Here is a 19,054-nt window from a genome sequence, read left to right on the forward strand (position 1 = left end):
CAGTGCCGGGGAAATGATTCCCTTCAGTAGTTCTGCGAGTTATGTACGCCAATTCATATGAATAGCCTGGCCCTCTAAACACAGGTTGAGCAGGCTCGAAACATGCAAACAACGTCACTATTACCCAATGATAAGCAACCCTCGCTCCAGATGTTCAGGGCCCCCCCATTGCGGGCTTATGCGCCCTATGGTTATCACGTGGGCAGGGGCGGCCCACGCTTAGCGTTTGTTGGAGAACCGAATGCGCTACTGCCAAATGGTTATCTGATTGGTAACGGCAAGCGTGCCTATGGTACAGGGCTGATGCGCTTTTACAGCCCGGATGCTTTTAGCCCTTTCGGCCGAGGTGGGCTCAATGCCTATGCGTACTGCTTGGGGGATCCTATCAACAATGTCGACCGTGACGGCCATTCCGCTACGCGCATACTCGGCCAGGGGACAGGCTTGGTATGGGGAACTGTGGGTATGTTGTCTGCGTTGAATAAAGCCTCGAAAACTATCGTCAGAAGATCGGTTGCCAAGGCCCAAGGGAGGCCTGTGCCACCGGAATACGATGCATCGAGCCGCACTAACAATGCATTGATATTCAATGGAGGGTTGGTGAGTACGTTGACAAAAGTCCCTGGCGTTGCGATGGCCTATGCATTTCCAATGGGTTCGATAGCGAGTGAGGCATCCACGTTAGTCGGCATAGGGGCTGCATCTGTGGCAGGTGTGGGCAAGTTGAGACAGTTGCACACCGATTTAAAGTCGACGATTCAAGAGGCCAGGTCGAACAGGCTCCCGCTGGGTGAGCTGGCCTGGGAGTCGCTGAAAGAAGCTGCTGGCTGGAATCGCATGCGTGGTCAAGAGTCGGCAATCCTTAGCCCCATGCCAGAGAAGGTCCTGTTGGTACAAATTAAAGCAGTGAGGGGCGGCGGTTAGGTACGTCGCCCGAGCGCCATACCACAGAAATAATTGGCCCGAAATAGATGGAGCAGACTTGTGCTGCGAAGCGCCGCGCGGGCGGCGCTCGATCTCCTAGGCGCTAAAGATCTCAACCCGTACCCCTGGCGGCCCGCATGCAATCCCCCATGCCCAGTTCCACCCTGTGGAACCACATTCGATTGTGCTCCCCCCATCACTCGCGTTTATCTGTCAGCCAACACGACCTGCCTTCCCCGTCGTGATCTCAACGCGAACAACAAGAACGGGAACATACCCGCGCAAGGAGATTCCGCATGTCCCGACATCAACACATCCTGGCCTGGCTCAATGACGTGGCCAGCGACCTGCACGCTATCCGTCACGACATCCATGCACACCCGGAACTGGGTTTTGAAGAAAGCCGCACCTCGGCGCTAGTCGCCCGGCTGCTGCAAGCCTGGGGCTACGAGGTTCACACCGGTATCGGCAAGACCGGCGTGGTGGGAGTGCTGCGCAACGGCAGCAGCCCACGTAAGCTGGGGCTGCGCGCCGACATGGACGCGCTGCCGATCCAAGAGGCCACCGGCGCGGCCTACAGCAGCCGGCACCAAGGCTGCATGCACGCCTGCGGCCATGATGGCCACACCACCATGCTATTGGGCGCTGCACGTTACCTGGCGGCGACCCGGCAGTTCGATGGCACGCTGACGCTGATCTTCCAGCCGGCCGAAGAGGGCCAGGGCGGTGCCGAGGCGATGCTCGCCGACGGCTTGCTGGAGCGCTTCCCCTGTGATGCCCTGTTCGGCATGCACAACATGCCGGGGCTGCCGGCAGGGCACCTGGGCTTTCGTGAGGGGCCGATGATGGCCTCGCAGGATTTGCTCAGCGTAACCCTCGAAGGCGTCGGCGGGCATGGCTCGATGCCGCACCTGACCGTCGACCCGCTGGTGGCAGCGGCCAGTGTGGTGATGGCGTTGCAGACGGTAGTGGCGCGCAATATCGATGCCCAGGAAGCCGCGGTGGTCACTGTGGGGGCACTGCAGGCGGGCGAGGCGGCCAATGTGATTCCGCAGCAGGCAGTGCTGCGCCTCAGCCTGCGGGCGCTGAATGCCGAGGTGCGGGCGCAGACCCTGGCGCGGGTACGCGCGATCATCGTTAGCCAAGCCGAGAGTTTTGGCTGCAGCGCCAGCATCGAACACCGGCCGGCGTACCCGGTACTGGTCAACCATGCCGCAGAGAACGCCTTCGCCCAACAAGTGGGCGAGGAGCTGCTCGGTGCCGACGCGGTGGACGGCAACACCCGCAAATTGATGGGCAGCGAGGATTTCGCCTGGATGCTGCAACGTTGCCCAGGTGCCTACCTGTTCATCGGCAATGGCCTGTCGCGGCCGATGGTGCACAACCCGGCCTATGACTTCAACGATGACATCCTGCTGACCGGCGCCGCCTATTGGGGCGCGCTTGCCGAGCGCTGGCTCGAACCCGCCTGACCTTTCTTTGACGACTGCCGCTGGAACCTGGGCGCGGCTGCGCCTGGGTCATCACCCAACAGATGAATGGAGTGTTCCCTATGCAGACTTCGAGCACAGGCGTGTCGCGTACCCGGCAGGTGGTCGCTGCCGTCATCGGCAATGCGCTGGAGTGGTATGACTTTATCGTGTACGGCTTTCTGGCGAGCATCATCGCCCGGCAGTTCTTCCCCTCCGACGACGAATACGCCTCGCTGCTGATGGCCCTGGCCACCTTCGGCGTGGGCTTTTTCATGCGCCCGGTGGGCGGCGTGCTGCTGGGCATGTACGCCGACCGCAAAGGCCGCAAGGCGGCCATGCAGCTGATCATCCGCCTGATGACCGTGTCCATCGCCATGATCGCCTTTGCGCCCAACTACCTCGCCATCGGCATGGGCGCGCCGTTGCTGATCGTGGTGGCGCGCATGCTCCAGGGCTTCGCCACAGGGGGCGAATACGCCAGCGCAACAGCGTTTCTGGTGGAAAGCGCACCCGCCCATCGCAAAGGCCTGTATGGCTCCTGGCAACTGGTGGGGCAGTGCCTGGCGGTGTTCTCGGGGGCAGCGATGGTGGCGTTGGTGACGCACCTGTGCACGCCTGAGGCGCTGGACAGCTGGGGCTGGCGAATCCCGTTCGTGCTTGGCCTGCTGATTGGCCCGGTGGGGTTGTGGATTCGCAAGCACATGGAAGAACCCGAAGAGTTCCTCGAGGCGCGTAAACAGGCCAAGGGCCAGGCGCCGGGCCTGTGGCAGGTACTGCGTGAACACCGCCGCAGCCTGCTGGTGTCGATGGGCCTGGCGTGTGGCGCCACGGTATCGTTCTACGTGGTGCTGGTGAACATGCCGACCTTCGCCCACAAGAACCTCGGGTTGCCGCTGGACCAGGTATTGCTGGTGCAGATGCTTGCGGTGGGGCTGATGACCGTGGTCATCCCGCTGGCGGGGGCCTTGTCTGACCGGCTGGGCCGGCGCCCGGTACTGATGGCCTTCACCCTGGCCTTCTTCGTGATGGTCTATCCGTTGTACGTGTGGGTGGCGGCGGCGCCGTCGATCGAGCGCCTGCTGGTGATGCAGCTGCTGCTGTGCACCGCCATCGGCGGGTTCTTTGGCCCGGCGCCGACTGCCCTCGCCGAGCAGTTCCCGGTCGAGGTGCGTTCGACCGGGGTATCGGTGGCCTACAACGTGGCGGTGATGGTGTTCGGCGGCTTTGCGCCGCTGATCGTCACCTGGCTGAGCAAAGCCCTGAACACGCCGGTGGCGCCGTCTTTCTATGTACTGTTCGCTTGCCTGCTGACGCTGTTGGGCACTTACTGCCTGAAAGAAGCGCCACGTGCGGGTAAAGCTGTCGCGTTCAACCTTGGAGTGAAACCGTGAAGCCGCTAGCCATCGACCCAATCGTAGCGCTGGATGCCGAGGCGTTGTCCCGCGCAATTCATGCCCGCCAAGTATCGTGCCGTGAGGTGATGCTGGCGTACCTCGCCCATCTCGAGCGTTTCAACCCGCAGGTCAATGCGCTGGTGTCGCTGCGTTCGGCCGAGGCTCTGCTGGCCGAAGCCGATGAGCGCGACGGTGAGCTGGCGCGGGGGCAGTCAAGGGGCTGGATGCATGGCATGCCCCAGGCAATCAAGGACCTGGCTGCCACGGCCGGGCTGCGCACCACGTTGGGCTCGCCGCTGTTCGCCGAGCAGGTGCCCAAGTACGATGCGGTAAGCGTGGCGCGGGTCAGGGCCAGTGGGGCGATCATCGTCGGCAAGAGCAACGTGCCGGAGTTCGGCCTGGGCTCGCAGAGCTACAACACCCTGTTCGGCACCACCCTCAATGCTTACGACCCAAGCCGGGTGGCCGGTGGCAGCAGTGGCGGGGCCGCGGCGGCCTTGGCCCTGCGATTGCTGCCGGTGGCCGATGGCAGCGACATGATGGGCTCGCTGCGCAACCCGGCGGCGTTCAACAACGTGTTCGGCCTGCGCCCGTCCCAGGGGCGGGTGCCGCATGGACCGGCGCCGGAGGTGTTCCTGCAGCAACTGGCCACCGAAGGGCCGATGGGGCGCAGCGTGGTCGATGTCGCGCGGTTGTTGACGACCCAGGCAGGCTTCGATGCACGGGTGCCGTTGTCGCTGAGTGGCGGCAAGGTTGATTTCGCTGAAGGGTTGCAGCGCGACTTCAAGGGCGCGCGGCTGTGCTGGCTGGGCGATTATGACGGCTACCTGCCGATGGAAGACGGGGTGCTGAGCTTGTGCGAGTCGGCCCTGGCGGATTTTGCCGAGCTGGGTTGCCAGGTCGAGGCCTGCCAGCCGGCCTTTGATTTGGCGCGCCTGTGGCAATGCTGGCTGACGCACCGCCACTTCCTGGTGCACGGTACCCTCGGCGCGGCCTATGCCGACCCCGGCAAGCGCGCCCTGCTCAAGCCTGAGGCGCAGTGGGAAGTCGAGGGCGGTTTGCACCTGAGTGCGGCGCAGGTGTACCAGGCTTCTATAGACCGCAGTGCGTGGTACCAGGCTCTCGGTAGGTTGTTCGAACGTTACGATTTCCTGCTGTTGCCCTCGGCCCAAGTGTTCCCTTTCGATGCACAGCAGGCGTGGCCGAAGACGGTCGCAGGGCGAACGATGGACACGTATCACCGCTGGATGGAGGTGGTAATCGGGCCGACCCTGGCAGGGCTGCCGAGCATCAGTGTACCGGTGGGCTTCAGTACCACGGGGTTGCCGATGGGCCTGCAAATCATTGGCCCGGCCCAGGCGGACCACGCGGTGTTGCAACTGGCCCATGCCCATGAGCAACTGACCCACTGGGTCGAACGGCGGCCGCCGCCGTGCTTGCAACTTGCGTAAAGGCCCTGGGCAGGCGCGGTTCTTGCTGTGCATGATGACCAACCCGCCAAGTGACAGGGAGGTCAGACACATGGGCAACATGACAGACAGTGGTGGCGTACGCTCGGTGGAGCGGGCGCTGGCCATCGTCGACTTGCTGGGCGAACACCAGGCATTGGGGCTTGAAGAACTGCACTACCTGACGGCGCTGCCCAAGGCCACGGTCTCGCGCATGCTCGCCACCTTACAGGAGCAGGGGTGGGTCTACCGGGGCTTGAGCGACCGGCGCTATCGCCTGTGTGCTCGGCGCCTGTTCGGCGACCGCCAACTGCGCTTCAAGCGGCGCCTGGTGGAGCAGGCGGCGCCCTGGCTGCTGGAACTGAGCGAACGCACCGGGCTGGTGGCAGACCTGTCGTGCTTCGATGGCGAGCGGCTGGAGGTGATGGAAAGCGCCATCCCTCAGGTGTTGCGCAAGCGCTACCCGAACAACTGCCAGATCGTCGGCCACCATGCCAGCCTGTTCCATTCGGCGATGGGGCGCGCGTGCCTGGGGGAGCTGGACGGCGACGAAGTGCAGCGCTTGGCCAGCCACCAACGGTTGGGTGATGACAGCCTGTTGCGCGATATCGAGGAGGATGCGCACAAGGGCTTCGGCCAGCGAACCGAGGGGCATTGGGAATACCCGGTGCGGTTGCCATTTCTGATCCGGGCGATCGCCTTGCCGGTGCGGGTCGAGGGGCAACTGGCGGGCAGCATCGCCCTGCATTGGCCGGTGGACCAGGCGCCGGTGGAGCGGGTGTTGAGCCTGCACCTGGACCGATTGGCGGCGACAGTGGGCCAGGTGCAGCATGCGCTAGAGGCTTGAAGAAAGCCTTGGACTGGCCCGCGAAGAGGCCAACGCAGCGTCGCGAAACCCGCTCGGGCTCACCCCCGAGTGCTTGCGAAAAAACCGGCTGAAATACCCCACATCGACAAACCCCAGGTCGTGGGCAATCTCTTTCACGCTGAGGCTTGAATGCCCCAGCGCCCGTTTGGCCTCCAGCACCAACCGGGCATTGATGACATTCATCGGGGTCATGCCCAGGTGTTCCTGGCACAGCCGCCCCAGCGTGGCCAACGTCAGCCCGAGTTCAGCGGCATAAGCCCCCAACGACCAATGCTCGCGAAAGTGCATGTCCACCAGCTCGCGGAACCCGGTCAGTTGCTGGCTGCGCCTGGACGGTGGGCGACGCCCGTTACCACTGGCCTGTGGTTCGTGGCGCAGCGCCTGGATCAGCAGCGCCAGCAACAGTGACATGCTGCTGGCCACATGCTCGCGCGCGCGGTTGTGGTATTCCTCGTGCAGGGCCCGGCACAACGGCAACAGGGGGTCTTCGTCGGCTTCCCAGTGGGGCAGGGCGATCACCTGCGGTTTGCGGACCGTTGCCAGCAGGTTCGGCGCCAGTACCTGGGCGATGCTTTCCAGCGGGTGCTGCGCCGCCGTGATCACCTGGCCCTCGACCGCACCGGCCCAGTGGAAGCCATGCACCACCTGCGCCGGCACGTACACCACGCAGGGCGCCTGGGCCTGAATGCGGTCACTGTCGAACAGCACTTCACCGCCGCCGCGTTGCAGGTACAGCAACTGCAGCAGGCCTTCGTGACGGTGCGCGGCGATCTCCCAGTTGTGGGCACCGGAGCGTTTGGAGATCGACTCCACATGCAGCGACTCGTGCCACACCGGCTGTGCAGTCTCACCGTACAGGGCGTAATTGGGGATCTTGTTCATGGTGTTGTAATTGTTTTGATCGGTACCCGGCTACTGTGCCACAGCCGCTGAACAGGTTCAGGGGCGGTGCAGCAAATTGTCGGGAATGTGGGGCTGGTTGCAGGTTTTGTCCATTCTGCACGGGTGCCTGTCAGCCCTAGGCTGTTCGCCAGATGAAGCGACACTCTGGAGAGCAGCATGCATAACAACAAGATTAGCGCTCACTGGCTGGGCCTGGATTCAGCCGTTTGTGTAGTGACCGGCGCGGCCGGCGGCATTGGCGCGGCACTGGCTGCCGCGTTGGTCGAACAGCAAGCCCATGTGGTGTTGCTGGACCGCGACCTGGGCAAGTGCCGTGAGCTGGCGGCCAGCTTGGGCGAGCACAGTGTCGGCGAGGTCAGCGCGCTGGGATGCGACATCGCCGACCCCGATAGCGTAAGCCAGGCCGCCGCACAGGTGCAGGCGCTGCACGGCCGCTGCGATGTACTGATAAACAACGCCAGTGTGCTGCGCCCGGGTTCGCTCGACGTGCTGACCCTGGAGCAATGGAACCAGGTGTTGGCGGTCAACCTCAGCGGCTATCTGCTGTGTTCGCAGGCCTTCGGCAGCTTGATGCTTGCCCGAGGCCAGGGGCGCATCGTGCATGTAGCGTCGATCGCGGCCCATTACCCTCAACCCAACAGTGGTGCCTACAGCGCGGCCAAGGCCGGGGTCAGCATGCTGTCCCGGCAGATTGCCGTGGAGTGGGGGCCGCGCGGGGTACGCAGCAACGCGGTGTGCCCGGGGTTGATCCGTACGCCGCTGTCGGCGGCGTTTTACGCGGACCCGCACATCGAACGCCAGCGCAGCGCCATGACCGCCAACCAGCGCATCGGCGAGCCGCAGGACATCGCCGAGGCGGTGCTGTTTCTTGCCAGCCCGCGTGCCGACTACATCAACGGCGCCGAGCTGACGGTCGATGGTGGGCTGGAGAGCATGCCCATGGCGTTGATCCCGCGCCCCGGTTTCGAGGGCGTACGCGCATGAACACACGCACCTGCGATGTACTGGTGGTGGGGGCGGGGGCCGGCGGCCTGGCGACGGCGATCACTGCGAAAAAACACGGCCTGGATGTGGTCGTCATCGAAAAGGACGACTGCTTCGGCGGCACCACGGCGTTCTCCGGTGGGGTGCTGTGGGTGCCGGGCAACCGGCATGGGATGAACGACAGCGATGAGGCGGCGCTGACCTACCTGCGCAACGAAACCGGCGACTGTTTCGACGAAGTGGCGGTCAAGGCGTTTCTGCGTCACGGGCCAGACATGGTCGAGTTCTTCGAGCGCGAGACCGCCGTCAAATTCGTCCCCACGCTGTACCCCGACTATCACCCACACGTGGAAGGTGGCGTCGATGTCGGGCGCTCGATACTGGCAGCGCCCTACGACATCCGCGGCCTTGGGCCCGACATGGCACGCCTGCGGCCACCGCTCAAGACCATCACCTTCATCGGCATGATGTTCAATTCGTCGAATGCCGACCTCAAGCACTTCTTCAATGCCACCCGCTCGCTGACGTCGTTCGTGTATGTGGCCAAGCGCTTGCTGACCCACCTCAAGGAGTTGGCGCTGTACCGGCGCGGCACTCAGGTGACCAGCGGCAATGCCCTGGCGGCGCGGCTGGTGAAGTCGGCGCTGGACCTGGGCATTCCGATTTTGACCGGGACCCCGGCCAGGCACCTGTTGCGTGAAGGCAATCGGGTCACTGGCGTGTTGGCGAAACAAGGCGACAGCGAACTGCGCATCGAGGCGCGGCGCGGCGTGGTGCTGGCCTGTGGTGGGTTTTCCCATGACGTGCAGCGGTTGAAGCAGGCCTACCCGCATGTGCGTCGGGGTGGCGAGCACTTTTCGCCGGTGCCAGCAGGCAACACGGGTGATGGTGCGCGCATGGCTGAAACGATGGGCGCCAAGGTCGATATCCGCCTGCAAGCGGCGGCGGCGTGGATGCCGGTGTCCAAGGTGCCGATGGGGGCAGGGCGATTTGTCGCGTTCCCCCATTTGCTCGACCGTTACAAGCCCGGTGTGATCGGCGTGTTGCGCTCGGGCAAGCGCTTTACCAACGAATCCAATTCCTACCACGACGTGGGCGCCGCTTTGATCGAGGCGTGTGCAGAGCAAGCGGAAACCGCCATGTGGCTTGTCTGTGACCGGCGCACCCTGGCCAAGTACGGGCTGGGTTTCGCCAAGCCCTCGCCGATGCCGCTGGGGCCGTTGTTGCGTAACGGCTACTTGCTCAAGGGCAGCAGCCTCGCCGAGCTGGCGCGCAAGGCCGGGATCGATGCCGCCGGGCTGGAGCAGACCGTACGTGAGTACAACCTGGGCGCCGTTCAGGGTGAGGACCGCCAGTTTGGGCGAGGTACCACGCGTTTCAATCGCTACCTGGCCGACCCGCAGCACACGCCCAACCCGTGCGTGGCCCCAGTGGCCGAGGGGCCTTACTTTGCCGTGAAGGTGATCATGGGTGATCTGGGCACCTTCGACGGCATCCGCACCAGCGTGGTCGGCGAAGTGCTGGGTGCCGATCAGCAGGCCATCGACGGCCTGTACGCCGTCGGCAACGACCGCGCCAGCATCATGGGCGGCAATTACCCCGGTGCGGGCATCACCCTGGGGCCAATCATGACCTTTGGCTACATCACCGGGCGCCACCTGGCGGGCGTCGAACAAGGCCTGGCGACAGCGGGCAACGCGCGGGAGGTTGCATGATGGACAAGCCTGTCGTCGATCACAGGGTCTACACCATCCGCCCACGTGGCATGGCGGCCTTTCTCGAAGCCTTCGACCAGCTGGCGATGCCGATTCTGCTGCGCCATCTCGGTGCGCCGCTGGCGTTCTACACCAGCAGCATCGGCCCGCTCAACCAGGTGGTGCACTTGTGGGGCTATGACAGCCTCGATGACTTCGAAAAACGCAGCGCCGCGCGGGACGCTGACCCGGACTTCGCAGCCTACCTGCAGGCCACCCGCGATCTGGTCGTGGCCCAAGAGACCCGGATCATCCGGCCTGTGCGGTTGCCCAGCCTCGTTAACCGGTAATGCTGCCTGGGCCGCATGGCGGCCCACTGCCGATGCACCTTCATAAAAACAACAACAGGTGATACCCCATGAGCAACGCCATTGATGTGCGCCAACTGATCGACCAGCAACCCATCGGCCGCTACCAGAAATGGGTAGTCTTCCTGGGCTTTCTGATCATCGCCCTGGATGGGCTGGACGTCGCCCTCATCGGTTTCATCGCACCGCAACTGAAAAGCGATTGGGGCCTGGGCGCACAAAGCCTGGGCCCGGTGTTGAGCGCGGCCCTTATCGGCCTGGCGCTCGGGGCATTGATCGCCGGCCCCTTGGCCGACCGCTATGGGCGCAAGGCGGTCTTGCTGGGCAGTGTCCTGCTGTTTGGTGTGTGGACCTTGGCCTCGGCATTCTCGCCCGACCTCGAGACCCTTGTTGCTCTGCGTTTTCTGACCGGCCTGGGCTTGGGCGCTGCCATGCCCAATGCCAGTACCTTGGTCAGTGAATACGCGCCGGCGCGCAGCCGCTCGCTGCTGATCACCTTGGCCTTCTGTGGTTTCTCACTGGGTGCGGCGGCAGGCGGCTTTGTCAGTGCCTGGATGATCCCCAACCTGGGCTGGCGCAGCGTGCTGGTGCTGGGCGGCGTGCTGCCGCTGCTGACAGTGCCGTTGCTGTGCTGGCGGTTGCCCGAGTCGGTCACCTTCCTGGTCAGCAAGGGTGCTGACAAGCGTCGCATCCACGCCATCGTCAGCTGCCTGGCACCGGAGCGTGTCAACGCCGACAGTACCTTCATCGTACCGGCCAGCGCGCCCAGCAGTGGTGGGGCGATTGCGACCATTCTCTCGCCGCGCTACCGCTTTGGCACCTTGATGCTTTGGGCTGGCTACGTGCTGGCGCTGTTTCTGGTTTACCTGTTCAGCGGCTGGTTGCCCACCTTGGTCAAGGAGGGGGGCGGCTTCTCGGTAGCCGAAGCGGCCATCGTCACCGCCTGTTTCCAGATCGGCGGGCCGCTGGGGGCGATCTCGGTGGGCTGGGCCATGGACCGCTGCAACCCGCAACGGGTACTGATGCTGACCTTCTTGTTCAGCGGTGCGGTGATCTTTGCCATTGGCCAGGTGGCGGGGGATTTTGCCTGGCTGTGCGCGATTGCCTGGGCCGTGGGCTTTGGCCTCAATGGCGCGAGTGTGGGCATGAATGCTTTGGCGGCGGCGTTCTACCCCACCGAAGCGCGGGCGACCGGTGCCAGCTGGATGAGCGGCATCGGCCGCTTCGGCGCTATTCTCAGTGCGTTTGCCGGCGCCCAGATGCTGGCCATGGGCTGGAGCTTTGCACAGGTGTTCGCGTCGTTGCTGATCCCGGCGGTATTGGCTGCGCTGGCGGTGTTGTTGCAAGGGCGCCATGCTGGTTCAGGCCGGCGCGCCACCCGGCAAGCGGTGTAAATGTCGCTGGAACATGAACACCTGCAGGCCTTCGTTCAGTTTTCGCGGCTGTACATTCTGCATTCAGCCAGCAACGCCAGCAGGTTCGGCTCTCGTTCCCGCGCCTTCAAAAACACCACGCCAATGTGCTGTTGCAGGCGATAGCGTGGTTGCAGGGCGATCAACTTCACCCGGTTCTCGTAGACCGCAGCGATTCGCCCTGGCAGCAGGGCAAAGCCAACGCCGGAGCTGACCATGCTCAGCAGGGTGAAGATATCGTTCACCTGCATGGCCACCTTCGGTTCGAACCCTGCCTGCTCGAATACCCGCGCACCATCACGGTGGGTGGCAAAGCCTTGGGTCAGGGTGATGAAAGTGGAGTCGGCGAGGTCGGCCAGGTCCACCTCGGCGTGTTCGGCAAAGGGCGAGTCGGTGGGGACGGCAAGGAAGATGTCGTCGGAGAACAGCGGCAATTGCTCGCAGGCGGGGTCGCTGACGCTTTCGTCCAGCGACACCAGGATGGCCTCCAGTTCGTGGTTTTTCAGGCGTTGCAGCAGGTCGACGTTCGAGCCCAGGGTCAGGTCGATATTGAGTGCGCTACGGCGCAGTTTCAGGCCCATGACCAGCTTTGGCACGGTCTTTACCGTTAGTGAGTACAGGGCGCCCAAGCGGAAACGTTCGGCATAGAACCCCGCAGCCTCACGGGTCTGGCGGACCATCTGCTCGGCGTCCTGGATCAGCTGGCGGGCTTTTTTCTCCAGCACGTAGGCGCTTTCCAGCGGGATCAGTTGCCGGCCTTCGTGCTTGAACAGGGGGCAACGCAAGGCGCTTTCCAGCGAGTGGATGGCGCGGTGCACGCTGACAGCACTGGTGGACAGCTCGGCGGCGGCGCGGCCGAGGTTGCCACTGCGCATGAAGGCGAGGAAGGTTTCCAGCTTTTTGAGGGTCAGTTCTTCGTCGATGAGCATGGGCGGCCTGAGAGGTGGGGCAGCGGTTGAAGGTTATAGCATCGAGGTGCAGGGGGTTGAGTGTTGTGGCGTTTGTGAGATCGAGCGCCGCCCCCGCGGCGCTCGATCTCACGGGGGCCATAAACCTCAAGGCATGCACCAGCGCATCCAGCACACCTCACCCCATCGATTCAATCAACGCCCACAACCGCGCATCATCAAAGTCCTCGATCACCAGCCCAGCCCCCGCGTCCATCAGGCGTTCGGCAGTCTGTGTAGTCGCAACCCCAACCGTAAATATCCCCGCACCACTGGCAGCCTTGACCCCAGGCAACGAGTCCTCGAAGGCCAGCGACTGCCCGGCCTCGGCCCCGAGCCGCTGTAGCCCGGTGAGGTAGGGCAGCGGGTCTGGTTTGGCTCGCTCAAGCTCCTCGGCCACCAACACATGCTCGAAGCGGGCCCTCAGCCCCATGGCCTGCAACATGTGCTCGGCATTGAGCCGGGGGGCGTTGGTCACCACGCACATCCCCAGGCCACAGGCCTGGCCGTGCTCCAGCAAGCGCAACAGGCCGGGCATGGGCGCGAGCGACGGCGCCAGCGAGCGGAACAACGCCTCTTTGCGATCCGCCAGGGCCAGGCATTGCTGCGGGCTGGCATCGGCAAACAACTCGGCGAACAGTTCGCCGTTGGCCCGGCCACTGACCTGTGCATCGAACTGGGCCTGGCTCAGTTCACGGCCGTCATGCTCGCGCAGCAACTGGCGGAAAGCCTGCAGGTGCAGGGTATCGGTGTCGGTGAGGGTTCCGTCTAGGTCGAACAGCAGGGCAGTCAGCATCAGGTATCCAGGTATGAAAAATCACAAGCCCGACGATCATAACCAAAGCGGACGACGAAGGGGGCTGTTCAGTGTGTTGCGAAAAGAGTACAAATGTACTCCATGGACAATCTCACCCCCAAACGCCGCGCCATTCTCGAATTCATTCGTGAGCGCATTGCTGACCACGGCCAGCCACCGAGCCTTGCCGACATCGCCACGCGCTTCGGCTTCGCCTCGCGCAGCGTCGCGCGCAAACACATCACCGCCCTGTGCCAGGCCGGCCATATCGACGTCACGCCGAACCAGGCGCGAGGTATTCGCCTGGCTCAACCGCTGCGCCGCCCGGAAATCCTCGAAGTGCCGGTGCTGGGCCAGGTCGCGGCAGGTGCCCCGATCGGCCCGGACCTCGACATCCACGAGCAGTTGCTGCTCGACCCCAGCCTGTTCCGGCGCACGCCCGATTACCTGTTGAAAGTGCGCGGCGACTCGATGGTCGATGACGGCATCTTCGACGGTGATCTGGTCGGCATTCGGCAACAGGGCGAAGCCCGTGACGGGCAGGTCGTGGTCGCCCGCCTGGACAGCGAGGTGACCATCAAGCGCTTGCAGCGTCAGCCTGGCGGTTATCGGCTGTTGCCGCGCAACCCGGCCTATGCGCCGATCGATGTGGGCCCTGAACAGGAGTTCTTCATTGAAGGCGTGTTCTGCGGCCTGCTGAGGCGCGACTGATGGGCGCGGTGGTCGATCTCGACAGGCTGCTCGACCAGCGTCAGGTCTGGCGCGGGCGGCAGGTTCAGGCCCGGCCCCTGGGGTTGCAGCCGACCGGGCATGCCGCGCTCGACCAACGCCTGCCCGAGGGCGGCTGGCCGGCCGCGGCACTCAGCGAACTGTTGCTGGCCAGCCCGGGGTGCGGTGAGCTGCAACTGTTGTGGCCCTCACTGGCGCGCCTGACCGCAGACGGTGGTCGCGTGGTGCTGGTCGCGCCGCCGTTCATTCCCTATGCCCCGGCCTGGCAGGCAGCGGGGGTGGATCTACGCTGGCTGGCCCAGGTTAGCGCCACGCCTGCCGATGCACTGTGGGCGGCTGAGCAATGCCTGCGTTCAGGCAGTTGCGCCGCCGTGTTGTGCTGGCCAGAGCGCGCCGATGACCGGGCACTGCGGCGCCTGCAGGTGGCCGCCGAGACCGGCCAGGCGCTGGCGTTCGCCTGTCGCCCACAGCAGGCGGCACACAACCCGTCGCCGGCCGCTCTGCGTATTGCCATCGACACTCGGCCGGCACAGTGGCGTGTGCTCAAGAGCCGGGGCGGCATGCCGCCAGCGCTGCCCATCGCGCTGCCCGGCTGAGGCTGATGCACCATGCTCTGGGCCTGCATTCTGCTGCCACAGCTGGCGCTGGACACTGTTCTGCGCGAGCGTGACGACCCTGAAACGCCCCTGGTAGTGATTGGCGGCCCGACGCAGCGCCGTGTGCTACAGGCGGTCAACCCCGCTGCCGCAGCGCTCGGCCTGCGTGCCGGGCAAACCCTGACCACGGCGCGTGCCTTGGCCGATGGCTTCACCTGCGTAGAGGCCAATGACAAACGCATCGAGCAGTTGCAACAGCTGCTGGCAGCCTGGGCCTATCGCTTCAGCGCCCAGGTGAGCCTGCATTACCCAAGGGCTTTGTTGTTGGAGGTCGGCTCCAGCCTGCAGCTGTTTGGCCCCTGGCCGTTGTTCGAGGCACGCCTGCGCCAGGAGCTCAGCGCGTTGGGCTTGCGGCAGCGCATCGTGCTGGCCAGCAACCCGGTGGCGGCCCGCATGCTCGCCAACGGCCACGATGGCCTTGCGGTGACCTGTGCCGACGCCACCCGCGCCGTGCTGGCACAGATGCCCATCGACCGTATCGGCTTGCCGCTGGAGGCCGCCGAGGCCTTTGCCCGCATGGGGTTGCGCCAGTTGGGCCAAGTGCTGGCCTTGCCGCGCGATGCCCTGGCCAAGCGCTTTTCTGCGCAGGTCCAGTTGCACCTGGACCAACTGCTCGGCCTGCGCACCCTGGGGCTGGGCTTCTACCAGCCGCCGGACCGCTTCGAGTCGCGCCTGGAGCTGAACTTCGACGTGGAATCGCACCAGGCGTTGCTGTTCCCGCTGCGCAGAATGCTCAACGACCTCGGCGCGTTCCTGGCTGGGCGCGATTGTGGCGTGCAGCGTTTTTGCCTGCACCTGGAGCATGCCGAAGGGCCGGACACGTTGCTCAAGGTTGGCCTGCTGGCGGCCGAACGTGACCCTGCCATGCTCTTCGAACTGGCTAAAGGACGCCTGGAGCCGCTGCAAATCCCCGCCCCGGTACGCAACCTGTGCTTGGTCGCCGATGACCTGCCACCCTTCGTGCCCCAGCACCAGGCGCTGTTCGACCCCCGCGCCCAGCAGGCGCAGCCCTGGGAGCAGTTGCGTGAACGCTTGCGCGCACGGTTGGGCGATGAGGCCGTCAAGGGGCTGAGCGCCGAGGCCGATCACCGCCCCGAATGTGCCTGGCAGGCGGCAGAGCAGGGCGCACAAGGCAGCCTGCCGGTGTTGCCGGGTAGCCGCCCCGGCTGGCTGTTGCCGGCGCCCGTGGCGCTGGAAGCGGCCGGCCACCGTGTGCTGGGGCATGCCGAGCGCATCGAGTCGGGCTGGTGGGACGGGGGCGACGTGCGCCGTGACTACTACCGCATCGAAACCCGCGACGGTCTGCGCGGCTGGGCCTACCGCGACCTCAGCCAGCCAGGCCCTTTGTGGTTGCAAGGCTGGTTTGCATGAGCCGGTTCGGGTATGCCGAATTGCACTGCCTGTCGAACTTCAGCTTCCAGCGGGGTGCGTCGAGTGCCGATGAGTTGTTCAAGCGTGCGCGCGAGCAGGGCTATGACGCCCTGGCGATCACCGATGAGTGCACCTTGGCCGGTATCGTCCGCGCCTGGCAGGCCGCCAAGGCGCACCAACTGCGGCTGATTATCGGCAGCGAAGTCCGCTTGCAGGATGGCCCGAAACTGGTGCTGCTGGCGGAAAACCTCACCGGTTACCAGAGCCTGTGCGCGCTGATTACCCGTGCGCGACGGCGGGCGGAAAAGGGCGACTACCAACTGTTCAGCGAGGACCTGCGCGAGCATCATCAAGGCTTGCTGGCGCTGTGGGTTGCCGAGGATGCCGACGACCCTGCACCCGGTGAGGGTTTGCGCACGCTGTTCGCCGAGCGGCTGTGGCTGGCCGTGCACCTGCACCGTGGCAGTGATGACGAGGTGCGGCTTGGCAAACTGCGGCAGTTGGCGAGCAAGGCCGGTATACGCGCAGTGGCCTGCGGTGACGTGCACATGCATGCACGTGGTCGCCGTGCCTTGCAGGATTGCATGACTGCCATCCGCCAGCATTGCCAGGTGGCCGAAGCGGGTCGCTACCTGTACGCCAATGGCGAGCGTCACCTGCGCAGCCCTGAGCAGTTGCAGGAACTGTACCCGGCCGACCTGCTGGCCGAGACCCTGGTCATCGCCGAGCGCTGCCGTTTCGACTTGAGCGAACTGAAGTACCAGTACCCGCGTGAATTGGTGCCAGACAGCCACACCCCAGCGAGCTGGCTGCGCGAGCTGTGCGAGCGCGGCTTGCCGATGCGCTGGCCGGGCGGGCCGAGCGACAAGGTGCGCGAGGTGCTGGCAAAGGAGCTGGCGCTGATCGAGGAACTGGCCTACGAAAGCTATTTTTTGACCGTGCACGATATCGTCGCCTTTGCCCGCAGCCAGCATATCCTCTGCCAGGGCCGGGGCTCGGCCGCCAACTCGGTGGTGTGTTTCGTGCTGGGGATTACCGAACTCGACCCCATGGAGCACCGTTTGCTGTTCGAGCGCTTTCTGTCCCGCGAACGCAATGAGCCGCCCGACATCGACGTGGACTTCGAGCACGACCGCCGCGAAGAGGTGATCCAGTATGTGTTCCGGCGCTATGGCCGGCACCGGGCCGCACTCACCGCCGTGGTCAACACCTACCATGCTGCCGGTGCGGTGCGTGATGTGGCGCGGGTACTGGGGCTGCCGGCCGACCAGGTGGATGCGCTGGCCAAGTGCTGTGGCCGCTGGAGTGATCGCATCCCCGATGCGCAACGCCTGGCCGAGGCCGGTTTCGAGGCCAGCAGCCCGTCGCTGCGGCGGGTGCTGGTCCTGGCCGGTGAGCTGATCGGTTTTCCCCGGCACCTGTCGCAACACCCTGGCGGTTTTGTCATCTCGCAGCAGCCGCTGGATCAACTGGTGCCAGTGGAAAACGCCGCCATGCAAGACCGCACCGTGATCCAGTGGGACAAGGACGACCTGGACATGGTCGGTTTGCTCAAGGTCGATGTGCTGGCGCTGGGCATGCTCAGTGCCTTGCGCCGTTGCTTCGACCTGCTGCAGCGCCACCGGGGCCGGCAATTGACGCTGGCAAGCATCCCGGGGGAGGACCCAGCCACCTATGCGATGATCAGCCGAGCCGAAACCATGGGCGTGTTCCAGATCGAGTCTCGGGCGCAGATGGCCATGTTGCCACGGCTCAAGCCCGTCACGTTCTACGATCTGGTCATCGAGGTGGCCATCGTGCGCCCCGGGCCGATTCAGGGTGATATGGTCCACCCGTATTTGCGCCGGCGCCTGAAGCAGGAGCCCGTGACGTACCCCTCGCCTAAATTGCAGGAAGTGTTCGAGCGCACCCTGGGTGTGCCGTTGTTTCAGGAACAGGTGATGGAGCTGGCGATGGTGGCTGCCGACTACAGCCCGGGCGAGGCCGACCAGCTACGCCGCAGCATGGCGGCCTGGAAGCGCCACGGCGGGCTAGAGCCGCACCGCGAACGGCTGATTCAAGGCATGTTGCGCAATGGTTACGAACGGTCGTTCGCCGAGCGCATCTTCGAGCAGATCAAGGGGTTTGGCAGCTATGGCTTCCCCGAGTCCCACGCGGCCAGTTTCGCCTTGCTGTGTTACGCGAGCAGCTGGCTCAAATGCCATGAGCCGGCCATTTTCACCTGCGCGCTGGTCAACAGTTGGCCGATGGGCTTTTACAGCCCCGACCAGCTGCTGCAGGACGCCCGTCGCCAAGGCGTCGAGGTGCGGCCGGTGGATGTGTTTCACAGCGAATGGGATTGCACGCTTGAACCGGTGGGTGAACAGGCGCTGGCCATACGCTTGGGGCTGCGGCAGGTCCGTGGTTTTGCCGAAGCCGATGCTCATCGTCTGGAGCAGGCGAGGGCGCAACGGCCTTGGCGCGATGTTGAAGACTTGTGCCTGCGTGCAGGGCTCGACCACCGCGCCCGTGCCCGCCTGGCTGACGCCGGGGCCCTGAGGGCTTTGGCACGTGACCGTCATCAGGCGCGTTGGCAGGTGGCGGCGGTGCAGCCACAGTTGCCCTTGTTCGCCGAGGTCGAAGCGTTGCCTGAGGCCGTGGTAGCGCTGCCTGCACCGACTGTCGGCGAGGACCTGGTTGCCGACTACCAGACCCTGGGCACCACGCTTGGGCCCCACCCGTTGCGGCTGCTGCGCCCTCGTTTGCGAGCGTTGGGTTGCCGCAGTTCGCACGAGCTGTCAGCTGTCGAGCATGGCGACAACATTGCCGTGGCCGGGCTGGTGGTGGGCAGGCAACGTCCGCAGACGGCCAGTGGGGTGACGTTCGTGACGCTGGAGGATGAGTACGGCATGGTCAACGTGGTGGTCTGGCGTGACTTGGCCGAGCGGCAGAGGCGGGCGTTGGTGGGGGCGCAATTGCTCAAGGTGAGCGGGCGGCTGGAGCAGGAGAACGGGGTGCGTCACCTGATTGCAAGGCGGCTGGAGGATATCAGCCCCTTGCTGCAGGGGCTGGATGTGCGCAGCCGCGATTTTCATTAGCCTGCCACCAA

16 protein-coding genes are annotated in these 19,054 nt (G+C 64.8%); 13 read left to right on the plus strand and 3 right to left on the minus strand.

Features of this window, described 5'->3' with window-relative positions:
- Nucleotides 1-102 precede the first annotated feature (102 nt).
- From MFF34_RS11350 to MFF34_RS11370, 5 genes are all read left to right on the plus strand, one after another.
- Nucleotides 103-924 carry an RHS repeat-associated core domain-containing protein gene (locus MFF34_RS11350; protein ID WP_238213633.1) on the plus strand — a complete coding sequence of 274 codons (822 nt, stop codon included), beginning with the start codon at nucleotides 103-105 and terminating at the stop codon, nucleotides 922-924.
- Nucleotides 925-1,220: 296 nt separating this feature from the next.
- Nucleotides 1,221-2,396 (plus strand): M20 aminoacylase family protein, encoded by a 1,176-nt coding sequence (locus tag MFF34_RS11355; RefSeq protein ID WP_238213635.1) that lies wholly within the window; start codon nucleotides 1,221-1,223, stop codon nucleotides 2,394-2,396.
- Nucleotides 2,397-2,476: 80 nt separating this feature from the next.
- Nucleotides 2,477-3,787 (plus strand): citrate-proton symporter, encoded by a 1,311-nt coding sequence (locus MFF34_RS11360; RefSeq protein WP_186703780.1) that lies wholly within the window; start codon nucleotides 2,477-2,479, stop codon nucleotides 3,785-3,787.
- Nucleotides 3,784-5,241 carry an amidase gene (locus MFF34_RS11365; protein WP_238213638.1) on the plus strand — a complete coding sequence of 486 codons (1,458 nt, stop codon included), beginning with the start codon at nucleotides 3,784-3,786 and terminating at the stop codon, nucleotides 5,239-5,241. The genes MFF34_RS11360 and MFF34_RS11365 overlap by 4 nt, the downstream gene beginning before the upstream one ends.
- Nucleotides 5,242-5,311: 70 nt before the next feature.
- On the plus strand, nucleotides 5,312-6,085 hold the full coding sequence (locus tag MFF34_RS11370) for an IclR family transcriptional regulator (RefSeq protein ID WP_238213640.1): 774 nt from the start codon (nucleotides 5,312-5,314) through the stop codon (nucleotides 6,083-6,085).
- On the opposite strand, the gene MFF34_RS11375 is transcribed toward MFF34_RS11370, so the two are convergent.
- A complete protein-coding gene (locus MFF34_RS11375) occupies nucleotides 6,074-6,988 on the minus strand; it encodes a helix-turn-helix domain-containing protein (protein WP_238213642.1) in 915 nt (304 codons plus the stop codon). The genes MFF34_RS11370 and MFF34_RS11375 overlap by 12 nt on opposite strands.
- A 177-nt stretch (nucleotides 6,989-7,165) precedes the next feature.
- Between MFF34_RS11375 and MFF34_RS11380 the strand changes: the two genes are divergently transcribed.
- The 4 genes from MFF34_RS11380 (at nucleotide 7,166) to MFF34_RS11395 (ending at nucleotide 11,449) form a co-directional block, all read left to right on the plus strand.
- Nucleotides 7,166-7,993, plus strand: coding sequence for an SDR family NAD(P)-dependent oxidoreductase (locus tag MFF34_RS11380; RefSeq protein WP_238213644.1), 828 nt, complete (start codon nucleotides 7,166-7,168; stop codon nucleotides 7,991-7,993).
- A complete protein-coding gene (locus tag MFF34_RS11385; protein ID WP_238213646.1) occupies nucleotides 7,990-9,708 on the plus strand; it encodes an FAD-dependent oxidoreductase in 1,719 nt (572 codons plus the stop codon). The genes MFF34_RS11380 and MFF34_RS11385 overlap by 4 nt, the downstream gene beginning before the upstream one ends.
- On the plus strand, nucleotides 9,708-10,037 hold the full coding sequence (locus MFF34_RS11390) for an NIPSNAP family protein (protein ID WP_027593442.1): 330 nt from the start codon (nucleotides 9,708-9,710) through the stop codon (nucleotides 10,035-10,037). Before MFF34_RS11385 ends, MFF34_RS11390 begins: the two co-directional genes overlap by 1 nt.
- 68 nt (nucleotides 10,038-10,105) lie before the next feature.
- Nucleotides 10,106-11,449 (plus strand): aromatic acid/H+ symport family MFS transporter, encoded by a 1,344-nt coding sequence (locus MFF34_RS11395; protein WP_238213648.1) that lies wholly within the window; start codon nucleotides 10,106-10,108, stop codon nucleotides 11,447-11,449.
- Between the two features lie 35 nt (nucleotides 11,450-11,484).
- On the opposite strand, the gene MFF34_RS11400 is transcribed toward MFF34_RS11395, so the two are convergent.
- Nucleotides 11,485-12,396 carry a LysR substrate-binding domain-containing protein gene (locus MFF34_RS11400; protein WP_027593440.1) on the minus strand — a complete coding sequence of 304 codons (912 nt, stop codon included), beginning with the start codon at nucleotides 12,394-12,396 and terminating at the stop codon, nucleotides 11,485-11,487.
- Between the two features lie 157 nt (nucleotides 12,397-12,553).
- Complete coding sequence (locus MFF34_RS11405; RefSeq protein ID WP_238213650.1) at nucleotides 12,554-13,210, minus strand: HAD family phosphatase; 657 nt, start codon at nucleotides 13,208-13,210, stop codon at nucleotides 12,554-12,556.
- A 93-nt stretch (nucleotides 13,211-13,303) separates the two neighbouring features.
- Here MFF34_RS11405 and lexA point away from each other — a divergent pair, with 93 nt between their 5' ends.
- The 4 genes from lexA to MFF34_RS11425 are packed head-to-tail and all read left to right on the plus strand — an operon-like array spanning nucleotide 13,304 to nucleotide 19,043.
- Entirely contained in the window at nucleotides 13,304-13,921 is a 618-nt protein-coding gene (gene lexA, locus MFF34_RS11410; RefSeq protein ID WP_238213652.1) for a transcriptional repressor LexA, read from the plus strand.
- Nucleotides 13,921-14,535: a translesion DNA synthesis-associated protein ImuA gene (imuA, locus tag MFF34_RS11415; protein ID WP_238213663.1), complete on the plus strand. Its 615-nt coding sequence runs from the start codon at nucleotides 13,921-13,923 to the stop codon at nucleotides 14,533-14,535. Before lexA ends, imuA begins: the two co-directional genes overlap by 1 nt.
- 12 nt (nucleotides 14,536-14,547) lie before the next feature.
- The gene (locus MFF34_RS11420; protein ID WP_238213665.1) at nucleotides 14,548-15,966 is read left to right on the plus strand and encodes a DNA polymerase Y family protein; all 1,419 of its coding nucleotides are present in this window, start codon (nucleotides 14,548-14,550) and stop codon (nucleotides 15,964-15,966) included.
- Nucleotides 15,963-19,043, plus strand: a complete 3,081-nt coding sequence (locus MFF34_RS11425; protein ID WP_238213667.1) for an error-prone DNA polymerase — start codon at nucleotides 15,963-15,965, stop codon at nucleotides 19,041-19,043. The genes MFF34_RS11420 and MFF34_RS11425 overlap by 4 nt, the downstream gene beginning before the upstream one ends.
- Nucleotides 19,044-19,054 lie beyond the last annotated feature (11 nt).

Origin of the sequence: Pseudomonas sp. PAGU 2196 (assembly GCF_022179005.1) — a bacterium.
GTDB lineage: Bacteria > Pseudomonadota > Gammaproteobacteria > Pseudomonadales > Pseudomonadaceae > Aquipseudomonas > Aquipseudomonas kermanshahensis.

Coding starts and splice junctions, on each gene's coding strand:
- MFF34_RS11400 (WP_027593440.1), bottom strand. CDS start 12,396: ATGCTCATCGACGAAGAACTGACCCTCAAAAAGCTGGAAACCTTCCTC.
- MFF34_RS11375 (WP_238213642.1), bottom strand. CDS start 6,988: ATGAACAAGATCCCCAATTACGCCCTGTACGGTGAGACTGCACAGCCG.
- MFF34_RS11405 (WP_238213650.1), bottom strand. CDS start 13,210: ATGCTGACTGCCCTGCTGTTCGACCTAGACGGAACCCTCACCGACACC.
- lexA (WP_238213652.1), top strand. CDS start 13,304: ATGTACTCCATGGACAATCTCACCCCCAAACGCCGCGCCATTCTCGAA.
- MFF34_RS11385 (WP_238213646.1), top strand. CDS start 7,990: ATGAACACACGCACCTGCGATGTACTGGTGGTGGGGGCGGGGGCCGGC.
- MFF34_RS11420 (WP_238213665.1), top strand. CDS start 14,548: ATGCTCTGGGCCTGCATTCTGCTGCCACAGCTGGCGCTGGACACTGTT.
- MFF34_RS11350 (WP_238213633.1), top strand. CDS start 103: ATGCAAACAACGTCACTATTACCCAATGATAAGCAACCCTCGCTCCAG.
- MFF34_RS11355 (WP_238213635.1), top strand. CDS start 1,221: ATGTCCCGACATCAACACATCCTGGCCTGGCTCAATGACGTGGCCAGC.
- MFF34_RS11425 (WP_238213667.1), top strand. CDS start 15,963: ATGAGCCGGTTCGGGTATGCCGAATTGCACTGCCTGTCGAACTTCAGC.
- MFF34_RS11380 (WP_238213644.1), top strand. CDS start 7,166: ATGCATAACAACAAGATTAGCGCTCACTGGCTGGGCCTGGATTCAGCC.
- MFF34_RS11370 (WP_238213640.1), top strand. CDS start 5,312: ATGGGCAACATGACAGACAGTGGTGGCGTACGCTCGGTGGAGCGGGCG.
- MFF34_RS11390 (WP_027593442.1), top strand. CDS start 9,708: ATGGACAAGCCTGTCGTCGATCACAGGGTCTACACCATCCGCCCACGT.
- imuA (WP_238213663.1), top strand. CDS start 13,921: ATGGGCGCGGTGGTCGATCTCGACAGGCTGCTCGACCAGCGTCAGGTC.
- MFF34_RS11360 (WP_186703780.1), top strand. CDS start 2,477: ATGCAGACTTCGAGCACAGGCGTGTCGCGTACCCGGCAGGTGGTCGCT.
- MFF34_RS11395 (WP_238213648.1), top strand. CDS start 10,106: ATGAGCAACGCCATTGATGTGCGCCAACTGATCGACCAGCAACCCATC.